The organism is Winogradskyella schleiferi (genome assembly GCF_013394655.1).
Taxonomy (GTDB): domain Bacteria; phylum Bacteroidota; class Bacteroidia; order Flavobacteriales; family Flavobacteriaceae; genus Winogradskyella; species Winogradskyella schleiferi.
Genome location: NZ_CP053351.1, coordinates 4,375,594 through 4,399,957 on the forward strand (window position 1 = coordinate 4,375,594; position 24,364 = coordinate 4,399,957).

Sequence of the window (24,364 nt, forward strand, 5' to 3'; positions counted from 1 at the left end):
TAACGAATTAAATAAAAACTGGTATCAAATCGTTTAAACGTTCGTTTTATATTAATACCTGTATAATAAAAATTATGAATAATTATCCGTTTAAAGCATAACAGGGCAGGATAGACTTTCTTAATTTGGTAATTACTTTTACAATCGACTTTATAAGTTAAAAAAGTATATATTTTTAGTCATTTAAAAATAAAATAATGAGCAAAACTATTGTATTAACTGGAGCAGGAGGAGTCTTATGTAGCACTCTTGCAGAAGCGCTATCAAAACAAGGACATAAAGTAGCTGTACTAGATTTAAGAAAGGAAGCGGCAGATAAAGTTGCTGAAGCTATAAATAAAAATGGAGGCAACGCCATTGGTGTAGAAGCCAATGTTTTAGAAAAAGACTCTTTAGTTACATCTAAAAAAGTGGTCAATGAGGCCTTCGGAAAAGTTGATATTTTAATTAATGGCGCAGGAGGCAATCATCTATTAGGGACAACATCTAACCCGTTTTTTGAAATGGAAGATTTAAAAAATACCACTGAAGGTTTCAAAACATTTTTCGATTTAGACCCAAAGGGAATAGAGTTTACATTCAACCTTAATTTTTTAGGAACATTAATCCCAACACAAGTTTTCGCTGAAGATATGGTTGGTCGCGAAGGATGTAGTGTATTGAATATATCGTCAATGAATGCCTTTACACCTTTAACTAAAATTCCAGCCTACAGTGGTGCAAAAGCAGCTGTGTCGAATTTTACACAGTGGTTGGCGGTTCATTTTTCCAAAGTCGGTATTCGTGTTAATGCATTAGCACCTGGTTTTTTCTTAACCGACCAAAACCGTTCGCTTTTAACTAATGAAGATGGGAGTTTAACACAGCGCGGTCAGCAGATTATTGACCAAACACCGATGAGTCGTTATGGTGAGCCTGAAGATTTAATAGGCACTACCTTATGGCTGTGTGGCGAAGGTGCAGAATTTGTGACAGGAGTAGTAATACCAATTGATGGTGGATTTGCTGCCTATAGTGGAGTTTAAAAAACAGAACATGAATTTAAAATTAGAACAGACATGGAGATGGTATGGTCCTAACGACCCAGTCTCTCTTTTAGATATAAAACAATCTGGTGCCACTGGAATTGTATCGGCTTTACATCATATTCCAAATGGTGACGTTTGGACAGTATACGAAATCAAAAAACGTAAAGCAGAAATAGAAGGCGTTGGACTAACGTGGTCTGTCGTAGAAAGTGTGCCTATTCATGAGAACATTAAAACAAGATCAGGAAATTTTGAAACTTACATTGAAAATTATAGGCAAACGCTTTTAAATTTGGGTGAATGTGGTATAGATATTGTATGCTACAATTTTATGCCAGTATTAGATTGGACACGTACCAATCTCGATTATGAAGTAGATGATAAATCTACTGCACTGCGTTTTGAAGCTGCTGCTTTTGCTGCTTTTGAATTGTTTTTATTGAAACGTCCAGGTGCTGAAAACGATTATTCTGAAGCTCAGAAAAAAGAAGCTGAAAACTATTTGGAAAACGCTTCCACCGAAGCCCAAAAACAGCTTATCAATAATATTATTGCTGGTTTACCAGGTGCTGAGGAAGGTTATACGTTGGATGAATTCAACCAAATTTTAGCAACTTACAATACTATTGGACCTAAAGAATTGAAAAAAAACCTTTTTTCATTCCTTTCGGAAATTATACCTGCAGCAGAAAAAGCAGGAGTATTGATGTGCATTCATCCCGATGATCCACCATTTCCAATTTTAGGATTGCCGAGAGTCGTCAGTACTGAGCAAGATATTGTCGATCTATATGAAGCGGTACCAAGTCATAATAACGGATTAACATTCTGTACAGGTTCTTTTGGTGTTAGAGCAGATAACGATTTGGTCGGTATGGTAGAGCGTTTGGGAGACCGTATTCATTTTATTCATTTACGAGCTACCAAACGAGATGCCGAAGGCAACTTCTACGAAGCCGATCATTTGGAAGGTGATGTGGATATGTTCGAAGTGATGAAAGCTTTGATTGAAGAACAATTAGAACGCAAAAAGAACGGTAGAAAAGATATTAGAATGCCGTTTCGTCCTGACCATGGTCATAAAATGTTGGACGATTTAAACAAGAAAACAAATCCTGGATATTCAGGTATTGGACGTTTACGAGGCCTTGCCGAATTGCGCGGTTTGGAACTTGGGATTAGACGTTCGCTTTATAACCATTAATAAGATACCTGACAGGTTTTTGAATCCTGTCAGGTTTAAATAATTAAGACAAAAACAAATTATGTCAACAACATTCGAAACAAGATACGCTTCAAGTCCAAAAGCAGTGAAGCAATATGATACTATACAATTAAGAGATGAGTTCCTTATTGACGATTTATTGCAAAACGGGAAAATTAAATGGGTATATACCCATTATGATCGTTATATGGCTGGTGGTGCTATGCCTACTTCAGACTTAAAGTTAGAAACCATAGATCCGCTAAAAGCAGAACATTTCCTTGAGCGTCGTGAATTGGGGATTATAAATGTTGGTGGAGATGGAAGCATTGTCGTTGATGGTGAAACATTTAAAATTAACCATAAAGATGCGCTTTACATTGGTATGGGTGCAAAAGAGGTGGGTTTTAAAAGTGACGATACTAGTAATCCTGCAAAATTCTATATGAATTCTGCACCAGCACACAAAGCTTATCCAACTAAAAAAACAAGTTTAGCCGAAGCCAATAAAATTGAATTGGGAAGTCTTGAAACAGCTAATCACAGAACAGTTAGTCAGATGATAATTGGCGGTATTGTAACTACTTGCCAATTGCAAATGGGAATGACAGAACTTAAAACAGGAAGTGTCTGGAACACCATGCCTGCCCATGTTCACGATAGACGTATGGAAATTTATTTCTATTTGGACGTACCAGTAAACCAAGCGGTATGCCATTTTATGGGACAGCCACAAGAAACGCGTCATATTTGGATGCATAATCATCAAGCGGTTATTTCACCACCTTGGTCTATTCACTCTGGTTCGGGAACATCTAACTATACCTTTATTTGGGGAATGGCTGGTGAAAACTTAGACTACAACGACATGGACGTTGCAAAAATCACAGATTTAAGATAATATGTCTCAAGAACTATTCAATATAAAAGGAAAAGTAGCTCTTGTTACCGGAAGTACACATGGACTAGGTATGGCTATGGCGATGGGACTTGGGAAAGCTGGTGCTACCATAGTGGTTAACGGCAATTCTTCCCAAGAGAAAATAGATAAAGCCGTTGCGGACTATAAAAAAGAAGGTATTAACGCAGTGGGTTATAAATTTAATGTTGCTGATGAGAACGATGTCAAAATTAACATTAGTAAAATTGAAAATGAAGTAGGTATCATTGATATTCTAGTTGATAACGCAGGAATCATTAAACGCACACCTTTAGCAGAAATGGAAGTTGAAGATTTTAAGCAAGTTTTGGATATCGATTTGGTAAGTCCCTTTATTGTTTCAAAACATGTGGTAAAGGGTATGATGGAACGTAAAGAAGGAAAAATAATTAATATCTGTTCCATGATAAGCCAATTGGGTCGAAATACCGTTGGAGCTTATGCTGCCGCAAAAGGCGGTTTAGTGATGTTAACCAAAAATATGGCAACGAAATGGGCGCGATTCAATATACAGGTCAATGGTATTGGACCAGGTTATTTTGCAACATCACAAACAGCACCAATACGTGTTGATGGTCATCCCTTTAATGACTTTATAGTCAATAGAACACCTGCAGCAAAATGGGGCGACCCAAATGATTTGGCTGGAGCTGCTATTTTTTTAGGCTCAAAAGCTAGTGATTTTGTCAACGGTCATATATTATATGTTGATGGAGGTATTTTGGCAACCATTGGGAAGCCATCGAATGAATTATAAATCACTAAAATGAAGTCAGTTATAATTTAAAGTATAGATAATATTTGCCTTATGAAACTTGCAACATTGTTAAAGACAGAAGATTTTGATGTTCAAAAGGATATAATTTCCAAAATTAATGATTTAATAAATCTTAAAAATTTAGAACCAGGAGACAGTTCCTGCCTCTAAACGATAATCCTTTAAATCAATTTGATGGACTCCCTTTCCCTCGGTGACAATCAGAAGCGCAAAGAATGATAGTCTATGCGGATGCATAGGATTATGGTCTTTAATAGTGGGTACCATTTTAAAAAAATCGGTTAGATCCAACAACTCAAAATCCTTTTTGTTATCGTCACCTTGAAATGATATGTTAGGAATGTTGTTCAAATATTATTATTTCTTTTTCAATTGCTTTCTAATATGCTCACTATCCCAATGATTATCCAGCTCAACAATTCCTCTTTTAAAATCTTCTTCAAGTAATTTTTCTTGTTCTGCCAATTCTTTTCGAGCCTCAAAAATATAATCTTCGTCTCGCTTTGGTTGTTTAGCTAATCTACGTAGGCTTTCTTCATCGTATTTTATGAAATTTTGGGCTTGTCTAGCAACGGTGTATTTTCTAAAGCCTAATTTGTTTAGCACATCACTAGCTAATGCTAAAGATGTATCTAACGATTCTCTATATATGTTTTCGATTCCAAGATTAACCAAGTCATAGGCATCATAACGGTTTTTTGCACGAATCATTAATTCTACTTGAGGATAATTATCTTTTACCAATTGGGTTACTTTCTTTGTAACGCTAGGATTATCAATAGCACAAATTAAAATTTTGGCTTCCGCTATTCCGGCAGATTCTAATAAATCTAATCTCGTTGCATCACCATAATAGACTTCAAATCCCATTTTACGTAGAAAGTCCACACGGTTAGAATCAAAATCTAAAATAGTAGCCTCTACACCATGCGAACGCAAAAAACGCCCAACCGTACTTCCAAAATGACCAAATCCAACCAAAATAACCTTTTGTGATTTAGCAATATGGTCCATTGGTCGTTTGATAGATTCTTTGGTACCTACTTTTGGCAGAATAAACCGCTCATTTAGCATGCCCAAAATTGGTGATAAGGACATGCTAAGAGCAGTAATGACCAATAAAATGTCCATTTGTTCTTGTTCTAAAATATTAAGTCCAAATGCGAACGACAACAATACAAATGCAAATTCACCGATTTGCGATAAATTAAAGGTGAGCAATAATTTTTGGTCTAATTTTAGCTTAAAAATATGACCAACTACAAATAGCACAATTGCTTTTAACGCAATGACTGAAATTAGAATTCCTCCAATAGTTAATGGACTTTTAGCAATGACTATAAAGTTAATGGATGCACCAACTGCCATAAAAAACAGTCCTAATAATAGATTTTTGAAAGGTTCTAAGGTACTTTCCAATTCGTGTTTAAATTCACTATTAGACAAAACCACGCCACCCAGAAAAGCACCTAAAGCTGGACTAATCCCAACAAATTCCATTAAATACGATATAGAAAATACAATTAAAAAAGCAGCAGCTATCAGTAATTCGCGCACGCCAGTTTTAGCAACTTTCCGTAGCATTGGCACAATTAAATATTGACCAGCGACCACAATTAAAACAACAGATAGAATAATGGCTAACGTTTGAAACCCTAAGGGTAAACTTTCTAGTAAACTGACTTCTGCTGGATGGTCTCCGGTTGTTGCAACGCTATTAGAACTAGACAACAAAGGCAAAACACCAAGCATAAAAATAACAATGATATCCTGAAACAATAGTATTGAAAATGATGATGATCCAGATGTGGTTTCCATCATACCCTTTTCTTTAATGGTTTGCATGGCAATTGCTGTAGAAGATAGTGCTACGGCCATAGAAATGACCAAAGCCACAGTAGAATCATAACCCAAGGCAATGAATAATCCGTAAGACAAGAGCATAGTTAGGCCTACTTGAAGGCCTCCCATTCCTAAAATGGTTTTTCGCATTTGCCAGAAGTTCTTGGGTTCAATTTCTAAACCAATTAAAAAGAGCATCATAACCACGCCAAATTCGGCAAAATGCAATATATCATCACCTTCTTCTCCAATAAACCCTAAGACGTAAGGACCAATTAAAACTCCTGCTAATAAATAACCAATAACAGAACTTAGTCCGACACGTTTCGCTATAAAAACACAAATTATAGCTCCTGCAAGGAAGACTATAGCTTCAAAAAGTAAACTTCCTGTCATATTAATAAGAGAGTATTGGTAAGTCGTTTACAAAAAAACAATCTGATAATGCTTCTTGCTTAAAATCTGATTTTAAAATATCCAAAAGCACTTCATATTGATTGGCATAGTTTTCTAAATTCTCGTCAGACAAGGTGTGTGTCCCCATCACTGCAAAAGGTGGTAAATAATGCATGCCGCATAATTTAGCGGTTTGCTCAAATGGTCTTAAAAACTGATTCACCGTAAAACTGTTGTACCCTTCAGAACAATATACTTCTCTTGTGCCACCAGTTGTAATGACATTAATAACTGTTTTACCTTCCAAAGCCTTGCCTTCAGGTCCATAAGCCCAATTAAACTCTAATACCATATCTTTCCATTGTTTTAAAATGGCAGGACCGCTATACCAATAGAATGGATGGTGCCAAATAATCACATCGTGCTGTTCTAACAACGCTTGCTCACGATTTACATCTATATGGAAATTTGGATAGTGCTCATACAAATCGTGAAAAGTGATATGGCTTTCACCCTTCAAACGCTGTATTAATGCTTTATTGGCTCTGGACTTTTCAAATTTTGGATGTGCAAATAAGATAAGAATCTTTTTCATTCAACGAATTTAATCAAAATAAGTAATCGTATAGGTATTGGTAATTATTCCTTTCAAGTTATAAATTATTGTGTTTAGCTCATTCTTCACGAAAAGCTTGCAAAATAGTGTATGCTTTTGGGTAATATTTTCCTAAACCACTATAGAAAAGAGGGCTTAAAGTATTTTAAATACTCAAACCCTCTCTGGTAAATTAATATAACGCTGAAAATAGGGGTTTTATCATGGCTATTAATCAACCTATTTATATCTACATAATACTAATTTATTAAACTTTGAGACTACAAGTTACTAAGTCTTCTTTATTATTAATAACGACATAAATTGTTTTTTGAAATAATACGCTCGTTTGCCAGCTCATCTAAAATAACGTCCTTACTGCCATATTGAGTAGAAATTGCAATAGAATGAATGCTTTAATAATTCTGTTTTGGTCATCTAATCATAGCGCTTTATTTTATCTCCATCCGCCACCAAGTGCTTCATAAAGATCTACTACAGATACTAATTGCTGTAGTTTACTGTCTATAATATTTAATTCTGCATTTAATGCACTTTCTCTAGCTGTTAATAAATCTAAATAGTTGGCATAGCCGTTTTTAAGTAACTCATCAGAGTTAGCTTCGGCAGCACGCAACGCTTCAACTTCATTTTTTCTAAACTCAAATTTTTTGACCTCTGACTCATAACTAAAAAGAGCATCAGATACTTCGCTACCTGCAACTAACAAGGTTTTTTGAAATTCTAACAAGGCTTGTTCTTGTTGCGCAATAGCCACCTCTTTTTGACTTTTAAGCGCACGTCGATTAAAAATAGGTTGCGTTAAACCGCCAATTATGGTAGCAAACAATGAGTTGGCACTTAATAAGTTGTCCAACTCTAAACTTTCTAACCCACCGGAAGCTGTAAGTGTTAATGAAGGATACAAGTTGCTTCTTGCAACATTGGTCAATTCAAACGAATTTATTAAACCATACTCCGCAGCCATTACATCTGGTCTGTTACTTAACAGTGTTGTTGGTACACCAAGAACCAGATCTTGTTTTATGTTTTGAATCTCTAAACTGCTTCTTTCAAAATGGTGCGGAGACTTTCCCAATAAAATACTTAGCGTATTTTCTGTTTTAAAAATTGCAGTTTCAATATCCACCTGTAAAGCCTTTGCACTGTTGTATTGCGCAATGTTTTGGTCTACAGCAACTTGTGTCACTTGTCCTGCATCCTTTAGTGCCCTAATTGTTCTTACACTGCTATCTCTGGTATTAATAGTTTGCTTGGTCACTTCTAGTTGCGCATCTAAAGCTAATAAATTGAAATAGGTATTAGCAATACTAGAGACCAACTGGGTCTTTACAGCCTGATGTCCTGCTACACTTTGCAAATAAGCCGCTTGAGTAGCTCTTTTATTACTTCTTATTTTCCCCCAAATATCTGCTTCCCAAGATAAGTTTGCTGTAATATCATAAGTATCAATAGCTCCACTAAATAAAGCTCCAAACTGACTGTTTTCTGACAACTCTTGATGCGTTGCATTTGCACCAACGCTTACAGATGGTAAATAACCTGCTTTTCCTTGTTTGGCATAGGCTTCGGCAGCTATTATTTGCTGAAGCGCTATACGTACATCCATATTGTTTTGCAACCCTTCTTCTATGTATTGCTGAAGGTATTGGTCTGTAAACAAGGATTTCCAAGATACATCTGCAATAGAAATACTATCTGCAGGCAGATTTTCAGTTCTGTAAAGCGCCTCCGTTTCGATGTCTAATTCTGGTCGGGTATAATCTTTCGCTACAAAACAACTTTGTAACGTAATGGCAACGATTAGCAAAAGTGTTCCTTTACTAAAATTTCTATGTGTTATAATTGATTTCATTGTTTTAAGCTTCAATAGTTTGTTCTGTTGATTTACGAGATACTTTTTCTTGTAACCACTGAAATAGTATAAATAGAATTGGAATAACGAATACTCCTAAAATGGTACCAATAAGCATTCCGCCTGCGGCACCTGATCCAATTGAATTGTTTCCTTCTGCACCAACACCTGAAGCTAATGCTAAAGGCATTAATCCCAAGATAAAGGCAAAAGATGTCATTAAAATTGGACGTAAACGTGCTTTGGCTCCATGGATTGCTGCGTCTACAATGCTCTCGCCATTTTTTCGTCTAGCTAAAGCAAACTCGACAATAAGTATGGCATTTTTAGCCAATAGACCAATAAGCATAATTAGAGCAATTTGGAAATATATATTGTTTTCTAATCCTAATAATTTTGTGGTTATATAAGCTCCAAAGACACCAAATGGTAATGAAAATATTACAGCAAATGGTAGCAAATAACTTTCGTATTGCGCACTTAATAAAAAGTATACAAATAAGATGCTTAGTATAAAGATAAACGTTGTTTGGTTTCCTGCGTTTACCTCTTCACGTGTTAAACCTGAGTAAGAAACTGTATAATTACTTGGTAGTTTTGCTACTTCTTCCTCAATAACTCTAATGGCATCACCTGTACTATAACCATCGTTAGTAGCACCAGAAATCATGGTAGAATTAAAAAGGTTAAAACGTGTTACCGATTGTGGTCCATACACACGCTCTAAGGTTACAAACTGTGTTATTGGCGTCATCTCTCCAGAATCTGTACGCACATACATACTGTTTAAGGCATTCTCGTCTGCTCTATCTTCTGGTAATGCTTGAATATAGACTCTAAATTGTTTTCCATATTTAGAAAAATCTGAAGCGTATATTCCTCCAATATATCCTTGTAATGTTGAAAAAATACTATTAATTGGAACGCCTTTTTCTTTTGCTAAAGGCACATTAACTTCCATCTCATATTGCGGATAATTGGTGCTAAAAGCCGATGTTGCATATTTAATTTCGGGATGTTTCATTAAAGCCATAGAAAAGTCTTTATTGGCTTTATCTAAGTCTGTAAACTCGCCTCCAAATTTATCTAATAAATTAACTTCAAAACCAGATGAGTTACCAAAACCACGTATACTTGGTGGCGCAAAGAAAATAATATTTGCTTCTGGTATGGTTGAGGCAATACCAAACAATTTTCCAATAATGGCTTGAGATGCCAATGATGGATCTTTACGTTCCTCCCAATCGTCTAATTCAAAAAATCCAATTCCAAAATTACTACCAGCACCACTTATTAAACTACTACCTTTAATAAATGAAACTCCAGTAACTCCTGGTAAATCTTTTGTTTTTTCAAACAACTCATTAGCTACTGCATTTGTTCTGTCTAAAGAAGCTCCTGCTGGTAATTCTATATTAGCGAAAATAATTCCTCTATCTTCATTTGGTACAAAACCTGTAGGTGTTGTTTTGGCTGCATAAAAAATACCAATTATGGCTAATACTAATAGTAAACCAGAAATCCATTTTCTTTTGTATAGTAGTTGAAGTGATTTTCCGTATCTATCAATAGTTGCATTAAAACCACGATTGAATAAAGCGTAAAAACGTTTTAATGGCCCTTTTCCTTTTAATTCTTCGTCATCTTTATGTTCTTTTAATAATAAGGCACATAATGCAGGACTTAAAGTTAAGGCATTTACTGCCGAAATTAATATGGCGATAATTAACGTAACACCAAACTGCTCGTAAAATACTCCTGTTGGTCCTGTAATAAAAGTTACAGGAATAAATACTGCAGCCATTACTAAGGTAATAGAAATAATAGCTCCAGAAATCTCGTTCATGGCAGTAATAGTTGCTTTTTTAGGATTGTGTTCGCCTTCATCCATTTTAGCATGAACCGCTTCTACAACTACAATAGCATCATCTACCACAATACCAATGGCGAGTACTAAAGCAAATAGTGTTAATAGATTGATAGAGTACCCAAAGACATTCAAGAAAAAGAAGGTACCAATTATAGATACAGGTACTGCTATAGCAGGAATTAATGTAGATCTAAAATCTTGAAGAAATATAAAGACAACTAAAAATACGAGTAAAAAAGCTTCTATTAAGGTACTTATTACTTTTTCTATAGACGCATTTAAAAATAAACTTGTATCATACGGTATTGAAATATGTAATCCTTCAGGAAGGTCTTTTTCTATAGATTGAAAAGTAGTTTTAATGTTTTCTATAATTTCCTGTGCATTGGATCCTTTGGTCTGAAAAATACCCATAAAAACTGCAGGCTTTCCTATGGTCATGGCATTAGACGCGTAGGATTGTGCATCTAACTCTATGGTTGCAATATCTTTAAGCCTCAAAAACTCTCCATTTCCTAAAGCTTTAATTACAATGTCGCTGTATTGTGCTTCGTCTTTAAAACGACCACTATACGTTAAAGTGTATGAAAAAGATTCACCATTATTTTGACCTAAAGAACCAGCAGCTGCCTCTAAATTTTGTTCAGCTAAAGCTGCAGAAACATCTGAAGGTATTAAGTTATAAGACGCTAATTTTTCTGGATTTAACCAAATACGCATAGCATAATCTTGTTGCGAAAATACACTAACGTCTCCAACACCACTAATACGTTGTACAGCAGGAATTACATTGATTTTTAAGTAATTTTGAATAAAAGTAGCGTCGTAATCTTCGTTTTCAGAATACATTGAGATAAACATCAACGCACTGGTTTCTTGCTTTTGTGTTACAACTCCTGTTTGCGTTACCTCTGAGGGTAGTAAAGGTGTCGCTCTAGCAACACGGTTTTGAACATTGACAGCAGCAATATCTGCATCTGTTTCTTGATCAAAATATACTGTAATTTCGGCTGTACCTGTATTTGATGCTGTAGAAGTAATGTACGTCATGCCTTCTACACCATTAATTTGCTCCTCGATAGGTACAATAACACTCTCTAAAACGGTCTCTGCATTTGCACCTGTATAATTTGCAGTTACCTTAATAGTTGGTGGTGCAATATCTGGATATTCCTCTATCGGTAGGCTAGTTATACTAATAACGCCTAGTAAAACTATGATAATAGAGATTACTGTTGAAAGCACTGGTCTTTCAATAAATGTTTTTAACATGATAAATATTATGTTAGTTGATTATTTAATTTCTGAATAAGGTCGCTACAGGTTTTATAGCATCTTCAAAAGAAGTTTCTTGAGGAGAAATAGTCATTCCGTTTCTTAATTTACCAACTCCAGATACTACTATTTTATCGTTTGTTGTTAAACCAGATTCTACAACGTAAAGATTATCAACGGTTCCTTTTACTTTTAGAATGGTAGTTGCTACTTTATTGTCTTCGCCAAGCTTAAAAACCATAATGTTTCCTTGCTGGTCAAAAGTTGAAGACTGTGGTACAACAATAGCGTCTTTGTATTCTATCGGAAATCTAATTTTACCACTGTTACCGTTGGTTAAAATTTCGTTTGGATTTTTAAAAGCAGCTCTAATTTGAATCGTTCCTGTATTTTGATTAATCTGACCAGTACTGGTTTGAATACGTCCTTTTTCAGAATATGCTTTACCATTAGCCAATATTAAAGTTAAGTCTGGTGCATTTTTAATACGTTCTGCTTTACTTTTACCTTCCGAGCGTTGTAAATGATCAATATATTGTGCTTCGTTAAAACTAAAAAAAGCGTAAACTTCGTCTATTTGGCTCACCGTAGTTAATGGTGTTGCATCACTTGGACTAATTAAAGCACCTTCTCTAAAGTTAATAGCACCAACAAAACCATCGATTGGACTTTTAATGGTAGCGTAACCAATATTTGCTGAAACACCACTTAAATTTGCTTGTGCTTGTGCTAAATTTGCTTTTGCAGTTTCTAATTGTACTGGACTAATAATGTTTTTGTCCACTAGCGGAATTAATTTATCTACCTCCACTTGTGCCACATTAACTTGTGCTTGTGCTGCACCAGCATCTTGACTTAAAGATTGCGTTTCTAGTTTAAATAATACTTGTCCTTTGCGTACTTTTTGTCCTTCGTCTACATATACTTTTTCTATATATCCAGAAGTTTTTGCTCTTACATCACTATTTACTTTACCTTCTATAGTTGCAGGGTAATCAGTATAACCAGTTACTGTTTTAGTTTCTAATTGAGAAACAGGAAAAGGTGCAGGAGGTGCTTCAGCTTTTGCTTGGTTTTGCTCACTGTTTTCACAGCTTACAATAACTAAGAAAATACCTAGTAGTGCTATGCTATTTAATATTCTATTTGTATTCATTATTTTAAAGGTTGAATTTATTTTTGATTAGATTTTCTTTTAGTTCTTTCATTGATACCGAAGCACTTGCAATAAATTTGAGGTAATTATTATGAAATGTTAGGTCGAATTTCTCATCTTCTTCGGTTGCATGCTCATTTATAGCTTCTTTATAAGTTTTCATTTCCAGATGAAGCACCTTAACAGATTCCCATTCATCAATCATAGTATCGATATGGTTTAATACCGAATCTTTATTAACTACAAAGTACTTTTTACGGTCACCCGTTTTAGTGAAGTATTCTATTTTTTTTAAGTCTTGCAAATGGTTTAAGTGTGTAGATATTGTGCTCTTACTTGCGCATAAGACTTCAACCATCTCATCGAAAGTTGTACCTCGTTTCCCTGTTAAAATAATGTACGCCATTATGCGTGCTGCAACAGGCGCTAAATTATTTTTACTTTCTAAATGGACACCTAGCTTTTCTACAAGGGCCATTTTTTTGCTACAGATTTCTTTAGTCATAATTAAACTCTAAAAAATTACTCTGCAAATATATAATTTAGTTCGGAACAAACCGAACTAAACGAAGTTAAAGTGTTGTTAAAAGATTTAAGAGGACTATCTTAAGGTCTTAAATAGTTGCTAAAAGCTTATTGGTATCGGTAATTATAGGATTAACTTTCTCTGAATCATAAGCATCTGGATGGGCATTATTAAAACTTCCTTTATCATTATCAAAGTACCGCCCAGATTTATTAGAATGAATAGAATCGATTGCCAAAGAGTACAATATATCAACCCCTTTTTTAGCTGGCGACCAATGTTGTCCGTAAGCTTCTTTTGCCATTTTAGTATTTAATAATGAGCCAGGATTTACTGCAATGGTCGTAAAATTTGGATGTTCTTCTGCGAAATGAAAAGACCACATCGTTAGTGCTAGTTTACTTTGCGCATAGCTTTCGCTTGAATTTACTGTGGCTTCACCATTAAGGACAAATGATTTGAAATTAGCTGTTATAGTAAGGCGTTATTAGATTTGTTGAATTGTTAAATATTGTAGTTCTCCTTTATCAAAGAGCTTTTGATAATATCGCTTAAACGAGCCCATTCTTTTAATAATATAGTATTTATAAGTGGAACGGATTCAACCTCTTTATAATTAGTCTTTACCTTTTTTTTTATCCAAATGATTTTCAGATACACAAAAACCTGAAGAAATAGATGTTGTTTTTCGGTTATTTGTAAGACGAAATATGATGGGAAATTTGCCATCTTTTCTTATCCTTCTTTGGTCTAAAACAGAATTTATATAGGTATTCATATACCTAAGTTAGGGAAAAAATTTGCAAACATTTCCTTGATATCAAATGATATGATTTGATGTTGAATACTATTAAAATACTGATTAACAATATGTTAATGTTTTTATTGAGTTGCTTTATTGATTATTTTTTCTGCTCATAATCAGGTGGTCCTTGGTTCGAGCCCAAGTGGGACCACACACAAACAGAAGCCTTACAGAGAAGTAGGGCTTTTTTTGTGGTATCAGGTTAAACATTTTTGGATTATCTATGATTTTGTAGATGATCCAAAACAATTCATAGTTTTTTTCAATTGGTTTAGCGAGGACTATCTCTGATGCGTGAGTTTTAAAAGTGCTTATAGTTAAGAAACATCAACTTGTTGTACCGTTTTTCCTTTTGTTGCTAAAAGGCGTAAGTCTTCAAAAATTAGATATAGACAAGGTACTATTACCAGTATAATGGCTGTGGCAAAAACAATACCAAAACCTAAGGAAATTGCCATCGGAATCAAATAAAAGGCTTGGCTCGACGTTTCTAAAATTATTGGCGCAAGCCCTCCAAAAGTTGTCAGGGTGGTTAACATAATTGGACGAAACCTTCTGAGACCTGCTTCATGTATGGATTCGTAAATAGAATTACCCTCTTTTCTAAGTTTATTGGCGTAATCGATCATAATTAACGAGTCGTTGACCACAACACCCGATAGTGCAATGACACCCATAAGACTTACTAAAGACAGATCATAGCCTAAGAGAATATGTCCAATGACTGCACCTACGATGCCAAATGGAATGGCGGTCATAACAATTAAAGGTTGTAAGTAACTGCTAAAGGCGATGGCCAATAAGGCGTAAATCAATAACATGGCAATAGAAAATCCATATTTTAGAGTATTGGTACTTTCGCGCATATCCGCTTGACTGCCTTCAAAAGTCCAAGTAATCCCTGGAAAATCTGCTCTTAATTGTGGCAATGTTTCATTCTGTACCGAGTTAATGACACGACCTACAGAATTTGCCGGTTCCACATCCATACCCACATTTACAACTCTACGACCATCTCTTCTATTAATACTGGTAAAAGCTTCCCGTTCTTCGATTTTAACCACATCCATAAGGGGAACTTCGATACCATTAGGTGTTCGTATGAGAAATTTTTCTAGGTTTTTAATATCTTTTCGTTCTTCTATTGGTAGTTTTACACGAACTTCTATTTCGTTCATGCCTCGCAATTGTCGCATGGCTAAAGCACCGAAAAAACCATCCCTAACTTGCCGTCCTACTTCGTTGGATGTTAGGCCTAAATTTCTTCCTTGTGGTAAAAGTTTAAAGTCGTACTGCAATTTACCTTTGTTGTAATTATCGGTGACATCGCGCGTGTTGGAAAATGCTTTCATTCGCGCTACAAATGCCGCACTTGCACGTTCCAAGACATCAATATCAGAGTGACTCAAGTCTATACTGATATCTTGCCGAGCACCACCAGGACCACGTTCGGCTTCAAAAGTTATCTGATCCACCCCTTCAATATCCCCAATATTATCTCGCCATAATGCGATGACTTCTGCCGCTGTAATATCGCGTTGGTCTGGTGGTAACATTACAATTTCTACATCAATAAAATTTTGGCCACGAACATTGGTTTTTATGCCTTCTGCAACTTCATAGAGGTTGTGTTCCTCAAACATACGTTGCGTTGATTGGGAAACGGCGTGCGCAACTTTTGCCGCTTGATCTGGCGTTGTGCCCACAGGTAGTCGTACTCCAGCTTCAATTTCGTCAGCAGCGACTTCGGGCATCATGATCATTCCCATATGTCCACTAAAACCATAGCCACCAACAATGAGCAGAAGCGTTACTGCGGCGCTAAAAGTGATATACCGATATTTTAAACAAAAGTCAAGAAAGGGACGATACCGATGATCTATAAATCTATCGAAACCATTGGCAAAAGAAAGTTGCCAACCTTCCAATTTCACTATCCATTTATGTTTGCTGTTTTTTTTCTTAAGATGCGCTAAATGTGAAGGCAAAATAAAAAAAGCTTCAAGTAAGGAAACCGCCAAGATGACAATAACAACAGCAGGGAGCGGTTGCCAGAACTTTCCTGTTTCGCCAGGCATAAACAATAAGGGTACAAATGCGATAATCGTTGTAATAATACTGAAGGTAACTGGTAAAGAAACGTCTTTTGCACCAGCAATAGCCGCTTTCATTGGACTCAGACCCTTTTTTCTGTATTCATAAACGTTTTCACCCACAACTATTGCGTCATCCACTACAATTCCCAGCACCACGAGAAAACCAAACATGGAAATCATGTTGATGCTGATACCAATTAATGGCAATAAAATGATACCACCGATAAATGAAACAGTCATACCCATCATTACCCAAAAGGCTAAGCGATACTCTAAGAAAAGCGTTAATATAATTAACACTATGATGATTGCTAACACCCCGTTTTCGGTCAATAAGGATAAACGTTCTTTGTAGTCTGCAGCTCGGTTGCTATCGGTTCGATATTTGATACCTGGAGGCAATTGATAATTTTCCATGATGTTGTGCGTGACATCAGCAATATCTAAAGGCGATTGATCTCCAATTCTAAAAATTCGCAGTTCTACATAATTTTCTTGGTTGAATTGTCCGTGGAATCCTGTTTCTTCAAAACCATCGGTGATTGTAGCTATATCACTTAAAGTAATATTGGCGCCTTCTTCAGAAGACACAATAGAAATTTCACCATATTCTTTGGCCCATTGCTTACGCTCTTGCATGCGAAGTAAAATTTCTCCACTTTGAGTTTGCACCGCACCTGCAGGGACATCATTACTGCTTTGTTCTATAATGTCTGCTACCTGACCTAGTGTTAAGTTGTATTTCTGGAGGTTTAGCCTAGGAATTTCAATTCGGGTTTCGTATTCAGGTACATTACCTAATTCAACTTGTGTAATCTCTGGATTACTAAGAAGTATATTTCTTAACCTTTCGGCAACCTCTCTCAATGTCCAGATATCTGCATCACCATAAAGGCCTATTTGTAAAACATCCCTTTGACGGGATTGTAGTCTTACTTCAGGTCTTTCAATATCATCAGGAAACGTCCGAATACGGTTAATAGCTTGGTCAATATCCTGAAAGACTTGCATTCGCTCTGAACCAGCCACGAGCTCTATACTAATTTCTGCAGAGCCTTCGCTAGCTTCCGATACGACTTCTTTTATACCTTGCACACCTTGTACTGCTTCTTCTACGGGTTGCAGCACACCTTGCTCAACCTCTACAGGAGATGCTCCTGGATAAGCCACGGATACTTCCACAAAATCGAGCTGAAATTCGGGGAAGACCTCTTTCTGAATGTTATACATGGTAAATAAGCCTCCAACGAGGAGTAGCATCATCAACAAGTTTGAGGCAATAGAATTTCTTGCCATATACGCAATGGCCCCTTCTTTTCTAATCGTCTTGTCTTTTTTTTCCTTTTCGCCCATTTTTCCTATTGCTCCATTACATTTACTGATGACTCGGTCGATGTGCGCAATTCAATACCATTACTTACCGTACTTAAATCGGAAATCACTACTTTTTCATCGTCTTCTAAACCCTCACGTATATAGGCATGTGTGTCGTCTGTTAGGACGATATCTACCTTTCTAATTTCTAATTTATCGTCTTTCATTACCCAAACCGTTTGATTACTTCTAATATAGTCACGGTCAAGTTTTACGACATTGGCCACGGCATCTGCTTGAATATTTACTTCCACAAAAGTACCTATCATTAATTTTGGTTGACCTTTCTTTTCTTGGGTTGTCGCTAATGGATCATTTACTTTAATCATCACCCTTGCCAATCGCGTCTGGTCATCGAGTGCTCCTATCTGTCTGTCCAAATACCCTTCGCGATACGCGTCATTGGCCCAGGCCGATGAATTTTCAATACGCACGAAAGCGCCTTTATCACTTTCTTGGTTAGGAAAACTTAACCATTGTAACTTCGATACAGGAACAGTAGCTAAAACCCAATAGAATTCAGTACCCACAATACGGCCCAAATCATCACCTTGGGCAATCAGCGATCCTTCCGTTACGTTCTGGCTTAAAATATGGGCATCAAAGGGTGCTCGTATCGTTGTACGTTCTAGATTTAACCTTGCCTGTTTGACAGAGGCTTTTGAAGCTGCAATAGTTGCTTTTACCGCATTGAGTTGGGGCTTTCTAAGCACCAATTGCCGTTCTTCTTCAGAAAGCGGATTGTTTCCGAAGAGTGAATCGCTTGTAATGAGCTCTAAGTCTTGTTCTGCGATTTGTTGACGGCCCATTTCAGTATCTAATGTGGTTTGTGATTGCAAATATTCGCTTTTGCGAAGTTCAAGGGTATTGCGATAATCGGAAGGATCTATTTGTAAAAGCACTTGGTTTTTTTTCACGAAACCACCTGGAGTAAAAGCAGGATCTCTGCGGACAACTTGTCCAGAGACCAAAGGGCTTAAATTCACATCTTCAACGGGTCGAACTGTCCCAGTGGCGACTATAACTGGATTAAAAGTGTCTTTTTTAACCTCTATGACTTCAACTAAAATAGCGGTTTCTATACTTGCGCCTTCTCTTTTGGCTTCGGGTTCTGTTGAAAAGATAAGTATTGTTATAAGAATACCTGCACCAAGAATGGCCAGGCAAATCCAAAGTATTTTTTTACTGTTCATAAAATCCTATTCCTTAGTTTCTTAATTATCTAATGTTCTATCGATTTCAAACCCACCTGCCAAAGCTCTATACAATCCAATTCTGACCTGAATTTGCTCTAATTGTGTAGCTACATAATCTCGTCGCAACTGCTGCTCTTGATCTAAACCCAGAAGGACATCTAAATATGGGCTAAAGCCATTTAAGAATTCTACACGTAATTGTTTGTTACTTTGAGTAGCTAACTCTAATTGACGCGCAATATTCTCTAACCGTTTTTTTTGCATTACGTCTTGCACAAGCCCATTTTCTACTTCCTGAAAGGCAACCAATGTCGTTTGTCCGTATTCATATAATCTTTGTTGTTTAACAGCTTCTGTTCTGCTAACTTCGGCTTTTAGTTGACCACCATAAAATATGGGCGCCAACAAATTCCCGGCTAAGGAGTAAGCCCAATTGTCAAAAAGATTGGCGAAATTATTGGATCGCAGCTGTCCTTGTGTGTTTATTGAAATTCTAGGATACTTATTTCGCACGGCAAATGCCATGTCTCGGTCAGCAGCAAGCAATAGTGCATATGACCGTTGCAAATCGGGTCTACGACGAACCAGTTCCAATGGCATTCCTGTTTGGGGAAGCTCTATTAAACGAGGTAAATCTGAATCAGCAAGAGTTATATTTTCCTGAGGCTGTCGTCCTAAAAGGACCGCTAATTGATTTTCTAACAAGCGGACGTTAGCACTGAATATAATATATTGCTCTTTGGTGCTTTCTAACAATTGCGTTTGTCTTAAAATATCAACTCCTCGAATTTGACCACCAACAAAGCGTGATCGCATCAGTTTTATGATATCTTCATTAGTGTCAATCTGTTCTTGGGTTATTTTTAGTTGTTTTTTTGCCGCTAACAATTGATACCAAGTTGTCGCAATTTCTGCAGAGAGAGAGATTGCCACAGTGCGGTAATCATAAAGACTTGCCTCTGCTCTGAATTTTTCGGCCTGTACAGCCGTTTTTATTCGACCCCATAAATCTAATTCGTACGAAGCCGATATACCAAGCTGTGTATTTTCCCCTCCTCTAAAATCATTTACAGGAAAGTTTTCGGCTGTTTGGGCTGTAGCCTCGATTTGAGGCCATTTGTTAGAAGTCTCTCTAGATACAACGGCATTAGCAGCTACAAATTGCTGCCAAGTGGCCGCCAAATTAAAATTACGCTGCATGGCACTATCAATCAACGTATTTAGTCGTTCATCTTCGAAGACCGTCCACCATTTGTCTTCTATGACAACTTGGCCAGAATTGGAGAATTCCTGTAAGTCTTCAATTGGAAGATTTATATTTGAATAGCGAGGGGAACAAGCTAAAGAAAGCAAAAACACAACGCATATAAAAGGCGTTAATATTTTTATGCGCTTTTTAAATTTGAAGGACGTCTTGGTATTCAAGAAGGTTGCTTTAAGAGTTTTTTATTGACGTTTAAAGCTAAGATAAATTTTTATTTAGTATTTATATCTTAAGGAATACTTAATTATTCTACAGCTGCTTATTGCTATAAAGATTCTATCTTTTAAATTATTAAAAAGATACTTTTAAAAATAGTTTTAAAGGCGTTATAAGTGTTTTGTTTATTTAGAACATCCAAACTTTTTTAATTTAATAAGTTTACTATTGCCGAATATAGACTGTACATAGAAAATGGGTTATAATTAAATAATAACTTTTGCCGGTTTTAATATAGAATAGTAAAAAGGGTATTTTTTTATTGTCATCCATACTTTTGCAACTTTGTAACAATAACTAAGTTTTCCCGACAAACCCTAATAAAACCTATACTTTGAATCTTATAACAAATCCCATAACACCAGAAGATAAAGAAGCCTTGCTGCAAGCAAAGACTAGCATGCACAATTTAGGTTGGGCAATTCGCAATGTTAATAAAATAGGGAATACCGTAGAGACAGGAGTTAGACATGTGCCAGAAAAAGTACTGCTAAAGGTGCAAAGTATAACCGAATCGGTATTACTAAAAATTATTAAGGCTAATTTGTTGACCATAAAAAAGAACCAAACGTTTAAAAAGCCATCAAAAAACACTTATAAAGGCATCGTGACAGGTACAGGTGCTTTAAGTGGTTTTTTTGGTTCTACTACAGGTTTCGGTACTGCTATTTTTGCTTCTGAAGTTACAATTACGACTAAATTTTTAATGCGTACTATAATGGATATAGCTCGAAGTGAAGGTGAGGATATTTATACGTTGGAAGGCCAAATGGCATGTTTGCAAGTTTTTGCACTTGGTGGAGACGCTGCAGATGATGATGGTATGGAAATGAGTTATTATACCACACGTATCGCATTAAATTCGGCTTTAAATAAGGTATCCGCATCAGGTATAAAAATGGGTTTGGATAGTTTGGTAAAAGGAGCAAGCGTTTTGGGTTCTAACGCTATGGGTAATTTTTTATCTAAAATTGCTACGAGATTAAGTCTTCTTATTAGCGAGAAATTTTTGGCTCAAGCCGTTCCCTTTGTTGGTGCGGTTGGTGGAGGTGGCCTAAATTATGTGTTCGTAGATCATTTTCAGAAGATGGCTAGCGCACATTTCACGATTAGACGCTTAGAACGAAAATATGGTGAAGACGTCGTGAAATTACATTATAAGAATGATAGTCCATTGTAGGTATGCTTATCTAAACTTAAAATGTGCAAACGTTTCGATTCAGAAATTTAGGGTATAAATAATAAGTCTTATATTAATAGTTCCAATTATTAATTAGTAATTATAACATTTAATTTTAGTTAAAATTTTAAAAAAAAATAGATAAAATCACATAGAAGTGTGCTTTTTAATAGAATTTGGAGTGTTTTTAACTAGACATTGATACAAAAAAACCTCAATCTACCAATACATGAACACAACAAAAAATAATTTTCCCTCTATTTACAAGGTGTTGAGGCCTTTTGCTGCAATACATTTTCTTATTCTGACGGTTTAACGGTATTTTTTACCATTTCAACTTATAATTCAATTTTAAGAGCGTAATTTATCTGATTTTTTGATCTATTGGGCTAAAAACCCGTTGATTATCAATGTTGTATGTAATTTGTAGTGGCACATTATAGATAAGTAGCTTACATATTAGTTAGATTTGAAACATATCATCTAAAAAGATACTGCTATATTCTTTTTAGGATTAAGGGGCTAATTAATGGAGAGTTTATTACTATTTGCGCTATTATCATTTTTTGTATCTTTTATTTTAGTATCGTTTCTGATTCCTAAAATTAGCTGGGTCGTAAAAAGCCGAAATTTGATTGATCACCCAGATCAAAGAAGTTCACATAAAAGCTCTACACCTACAATGGCTGGTGTCTCATTTTTCCTGGTATTAATTTTCTTGTTAAACATCATTTATGTATGGGATACTGAGCAAATTGGTATAAGCTTGATTGCAGCGACAGCTCTAATGTTTGCAATTGGATTAAAAGATGATTTAGTCGTTTCAACACCAAGAGCCAAAATCATTGGTGAAATCATGGCAATTCTAATTGTAATATTTTGTAATTGCTTACAGGTTAATTCTCTTCAAGGGTTTTTAGGAATTCAGGAGGTGTCCATTTTTCTGTCTAGCGGTATAGTCGTAATAATGATATTGACCATTATTAATGCCTATAACATGATTGATGGTATAGACGGTTTAGCCTCTGGTATTGGTATAGTAATTTTTGGCGTCTACGGATTTCTATTCTATATCGCCAGTGCTTACTTTTATTTTCTGCTATGTCTAGGTTTAATAGGTATCTTATTGGCTTATTTAAGATACAACCTGTCTCTAACTAAGAAGATTTTTATGGGAGACACGGGCTCATTGATCATAGGATTTTGTATTGGTTTCCTTTCCTTAAAATTTTTAGCAATGGACACGTCAGAATTAGCTAAATACGCCTTTAAAAACGAAAATAAATTTATAATAATTGGTGCTATTTTCTTCATTCCATTGTTTGACACTTTAAGAGTTATCTGTGTGCGATTATTAAATAAGAAAAGTCCATTTAAACCAGATAATAATCACATACACCACATACTTATCAATCGTGGATTAACACATCTTAAAGCCAGTATGTTTTTATGCTTCCTGAATCTATTGATTGCGATAACGCTAATTATTCTATCAACCAATTTTGGTAGTTATATAATGTTAGGATTTATGATGCTTTATTTCGTTTTCTTTCTAGTGGTTTTTCATCTGCTTAAAATCAATATTGGAAAGAAGAGTCACTTTAAGCATGCGATATCGGTTTTTCAATCTTTGTTTTGAGGTTACAATTGCGGTATTTCTTATGTTTATATGGAATTTACTTAGTATCAAATAATAAAAAGAGTCTAATTATAGTTGAAAAATTAATAAAAATAATGCTCAATAATAAATCAGTATTAATTACAGGAGGAACAGGTTCCTTAGGAAAAGCACTTGTTGCAAATATTTTAGAAAAATGGCCTAATGTTAAACGCTTGGTTGTTTTCTCTAGAGATGAGCAGAAGCAGTATCAAATGGCTCAGGACTTTCCGATTTCAAAATATCCTCAAATGCGATACTTTATAGGAGATGTAAGAGATAGAGAGCGTTTAGTTAGAGCTTTTGCAGGTATTGATTATGTAATTCATGCAGCGGCAATGAAACATGTTCATATCGCAGAGTACAATCCGGACGAGTGTGTAAAAACTAATGTAGGAGGTGCAGAAAATGTAATTCAAGCCGCATTGCAAACAAAAGTAGAGCACGTTGTGGCGCTGTCTACTGATAAAGCTTGCGCTCCAATTAATTTATATGGAGCGACAAAATTAACTTCAGATAAATTATTTGTTGCCGCTAACAATATTAGAGGTCAGCATAATATTAAATTTTCTGTCGTGAGATACGGCAATGTTATGGGCTCTAATGGCTCTGTAATTCCCTTCTTCTTAAAAAAGAGGGCCGAAGGTGAATTGCCAATTACGGTTAAAGAAATGACACGGTTTAATATTTCACTTCAAGGAGGTGTCGATATGGTTTTGCACGCCTTGAGAACGGCTTGGGGAGGAGAAATATTTATTCCTAAAATCCCTTCGTACAAAATTACTGATGTAGCAAAAGCTATTGGTCCAAATTGCAAACATAATTTGATAGGTATTAGACCTGGAGAGAAAATCCATGAAGAGATGATTACGTCTTCAGATTCATTTTTTACATATGATATAGATAAATATTTTGTGATAGTTCCGCAAACGCCAATGTGGAATATCAACGAATTTATATCAGAATTTAATGCCAAATTGGTACCAAATGGATTTGCGTATAATTCAGGTACAAACACAGAATGGGAAACTGTAGAGACATTGCGATCACTTATAACAGAACATGTTGATCCTAATTTTGAAGTATAATT

19 protein-coding genes are annotated in these 24,364 nt (G+C 35.7%); 7 read left to right on the plus strand and 12 right to left on the minus strand.

The annotated features are described in order from the left end of the window. Positions 1–197 precede the first annotated feature (197 nt). The 4 genes from HM990_RS18960 to HM990_RS18975 all read left to right on the plus strand — a co-directional run bounded on the left by HM990_RS18960 (position 198) and on the right by HM990_RS18975 (position 3,929). Entirely contained in the window at positions 198–1,025 is an 828-nt protein-coding gene (locus HM990_RS18960; protein WP_178991446.1) for an SDR family oxidoreductase, read from the plus strand. Positions 1,026–1,035: 10 nt separating this feature from the next. Next, the gene (uxuA, locus tag HM990_RS18965; RefSeq protein ID WP_178991447.1) at positions 1,036–2,232 is read left to right on the plus strand and encodes a mannonate dehydratase; all 1,197 of its coding nucleotides are present in this window, start codon (positions 1,036–1,038) and stop codon (positions 2,230–2,232) included. Positions 2,233–2,293: 61 nt separating this feature from the next. After that, positions 2,294–3,133 carry a 5-dehydro-4-deoxy-D-glucuronate isomerase gene (kduI, locus tag HM990_RS18970; protein ID WP_178991449.1) on the plus strand — a complete coding sequence of 280 codons (840 nt, stop codon included), beginning with the start codon at positions 2,294–2,296 and terminating at the stop codon, positions 3,131–3,133. A gap of 1 nt (position 3,134) precedes the next feature. Beyond that, a complete protein-coding gene (locus HM990_RS18975) occupies positions 3,135–3,929 on the plus strand; it encodes a gluconate 5-dehydrogenase (RefSeq protein ID WP_178991451.1) in 795 nt (264 codons plus the stop codon). A gap of 141 nt (positions 3,930–4,070) precedes the next feature. Here HM990_RS18975 and HM990_RS18980 read toward each other — a convergent pair whose 3' ends face one another. The 12 genes from HM990_RS18980 to HM990_RS19035 all read right to left on the minus strand — a co-directional run bounded on the left by HM990_RS18980 (position 4,071) and on the right by HM990_RS19035 (position 20,382). Beyond that, positions 4,071–4,301, minus strand: a complete 231-nt coding sequence (locus HM990_RS18980) for an AraC family ligand binding domain-containing protein (protein WP_178991453.1) — start codon at positions 4,299–4,301, stop codon at positions 4,071–4,073. Between the two features lie 6 nt (positions 4,302–4,307). Further along, positions 4,308–6,188, minus strand: a complete 1,881-nt coding sequence (locus HM990_RS18985) for a monovalent cation:proton antiporter-2 (CPA2) family protein (protein WP_178991455.1) — start codon at positions 6,186–6,188, stop codon at positions 4,308–4,310. Between the two features lies 1 nt (position 6,189). Next, positions 6,190–6,783, minus strand: a complete 594-nt coding sequence (locus tag HM990_RS18990) for an NAD(P)H-dependent oxidoreductase (RefSeq protein WP_178991458.1) — start codon at positions 6,781–6,783, stop codon at positions 6,190–6,192. 457 nt (positions 6,784–7,240) lie between these two features. Then, positions 7,241–8,659 (minus strand): efflux transporter outer membrane subunit, encoded by a 1,419-nt coding sequence (locus HM990_RS18995; protein ID WP_178991461.1) that lies wholly within the window; start codon positions 8,657–8,659, stop codon positions 7,241–7,243. A 4-nt stretch (positions 8,660–8,663) separates the two neighbouring features. Further along, the gene (locus HM990_RS19000) at positions 8,664–11,801 is read right to left on the minus strand and encodes an efflux RND transporter permease subunit (RefSeq protein ID WP_178991463.1); all 3,138 of its coding nucleotides are present in this window, start codon (positions 11,799–11,801) and stop codon (positions 8,664–8,666) included. A gap of 25 nt (positions 11,802–11,826) precedes the next feature. Then, a complete protein-coding gene (locus HM990_RS19005; protein ID WP_178991465.1) occupies positions 11,827–12,960 on the minus strand; it encodes an efflux RND transporter periplasmic adaptor subunit in 1,134 nt (377 codons plus the stop codon). 4 nt (positions 12,961–12,964) lie between these two features. After that, positions 12,965–13,465 (minus strand): GbsR/MarR family transcriptional regulator, encoded by a 501-nt coding sequence (locus HM990_RS19010; RefSeq protein ID WP_178991467.1) that lies wholly within the window; start codon positions 13,463–13,465, stop codon positions 12,965–12,967. A gap of 109 nt (positions 13,466–13,574) precedes the next feature. Further along, entirely contained in the window at positions 13,575–13,871 is a 297-nt protein-coding gene (locus HM990_RS19015; protein WP_178991469.1) for a hypothetical protein, read from the minus strand. A gap of 231 nt (positions 13,872–14,102) precedes the next feature. After that, positions 14,103–14,264: an Arm DNA-binding domain-containing protein gene (locus HM990_RS19990; protein WP_178991471.1), complete on the minus strand. Its 162-nt coding sequence runs from the start codon at positions 14,262–14,264 to the stop codon at positions 14,103–14,105. A 344-nt stretch (positions 14,265–14,608) separates the two neighbouring features. Then, positions 14,609–17,740: an efflux RND transporter permease subunit gene (locus HM990_RS19025; RefSeq protein WP_178991473.1), complete on the minus strand. Its 3,132-nt coding sequence runs from the start codon at positions 17,738–17,740 to the stop codon at positions 14,609–14,611. A gap of 5 nt (positions 17,741–17,745) precedes the next feature. After that, positions 17,746–18,954 (minus strand): efflux RND transporter periplasmic adaptor subunit, encoded by a 1,209-nt coding sequence (locus tag HM990_RS19030; RefSeq protein ID WP_178991475.1) that lies wholly within the window; start codon positions 18,952–18,954, stop codon positions 17,746–17,748. A gap of 21 nt (positions 18,955–18,975) precedes the next feature. Further along, complete coding sequence (locus HM990_RS19035) at positions 18,976–20,382, minus strand: TolC family protein (protein WP_178991477.1); 1,407 nt, start codon at positions 20,380–20,382, stop codon at positions 18,976–18,978. 389 nt (positions 20,383–20,771) lie between these two features. On the opposite strand from HM990_RS19035, the gene HM990_RS19040 reads away from it, so the two are divergent. The 3 genes from HM990_RS19040 to pseB all read left to right on the plus strand — a co-directional run bounded on the left by HM990_RS19040 (position 20,772) and on the right by pseB (position 24,362). Continuing rightward, a complete protein-coding gene (locus tag HM990_RS19040; protein ID WP_178991479.1) occupies positions 20,772–21,617 on the plus strand; it encodes an EcsC family protein in 846 nt (281 codons plus the stop codon). A gap of 631 nt (positions 21,618–22,248) precedes the next feature. Then, positions 22,249–23,256 carry a glycosyltransferase family 4 protein gene (locus HM990_RS19045; RefSeq protein WP_178991481.1) on the plus strand — a complete coding sequence of 336 codons (1,008 nt, stop codon included), beginning with the start codon at positions 22,249–22,251 and terminating at the stop codon, positions 23,254–23,256. A gap of 95 nt (positions 23,257–23,351) precedes the next feature. Further along, on the plus strand, positions 23,352–24,362 hold the full coding sequence (gene pseB / locus HM990_RS19050) for a UDP-N-acetylglucosamine 4,6-dehydratase (inverting) (protein ID WP_178991492.1): 1,011 nt from the start codon (positions 23,352–23,354) through the stop codon (positions 24,360–24,362). Positions 24,363–24,364: the final 2 nt, after the last annotated feature.

Coding starts and splice junctions, on each gene's coding strand:
- HM990_RS18960 (WP_178991446.1), top strand. CDS start 198: ATGAGCAAAACTATTGTATTAACTGGAGCAGGAGGAGTCTTATGTAGC.
- uxuA (WP_178991447.1), top strand. CDS start 1,036: ATGAATTTAAAATTAGAACAGACATGGAGATGGTATGGTCCTAACGAC.
- kduI (WP_178991449.1), top strand. CDS start 2,294: ATGTCAACAACATTCGAAACAAGATACGCTTCAAGTCCAAAAGCAGTG.
- HM990_RS18975 (WP_178991451.1), top strand. CDS start 3,135: ATGTCTCAAGAACTATTCAATATAAAAGGAAAAGTAGCTCTTGTTACC.
- HM990_RS18985 (WP_178991455.1), bottom strand. CDS start 6,188: ATGACAGGAAGTTTACTTTTTGAAGCTATAGTCTTCCTTGCAGGAGCT.
- HM990_RS18990 (WP_178991458.1), bottom strand. CDS start 6,783: ATGAAAAAGATTCTTATCTTATTTGCACATCCAAAATTTGAAAAGTCC.
- HM990_RS18995 (WP_178991461.1), bottom strand. CDS start 8,659: ATGAAATCAATTATAACACATAGAAATTTTAGTAAAGGAACACTTTTG.
- HM990_RS19000 (WP_178991463.1), bottom strand. CDS start 11,801: ATGTTAAAAACATTTATTGAAAGACCAGTGCTTTCAACAGTAATCTCT.
- HM990_RS19005 (WP_178991465.1), bottom strand. CDS start 12,960: ATGAATACAAATAGAATATTAAATAGCATAGCACTACTAGGTATTTTC.
- HM990_RS19010 (WP_178991467.1), bottom strand. CDS start 13,465: ATGACTAAAGAAATCTGTAGCAAAAAAATGGCCCTTGTAGAAAAGCTA.
- HM990_RS19015 (WP_178991469.1), bottom strand. CDS start 13,871: ATGTGGTCTTTTCATTTCGCAGAAGAACATCCAAATTTTACGACCATT.
- HM990_RS19990 (WP_178991471.1), bottom strand. CDS start 14,264: ATGAATACCTATATAAATTCTGTTTTAGACCAAAGAAGGATAAGAAAA.
- HM990_RS19025 (WP_178991473.1), bottom strand. CDS start 17,740: ATGGGCGAAAAGGAAAAAAAAGACAAGACGATTAGAAAAGAAGGGGCC.
- HM990_RS19030 (WP_178991475.1), bottom strand. CDS start 18,954: ATGAACAGTAAAAAAATACTTTGGATTTGCCTGGCCATTCTTGGTGCA.
- pseB (WP_178991492.1), top strand. CDS start 23,352: ATGCTCAATAATAAATCAGTATTAATTACAGGAGGAACAGGTTCCTTA.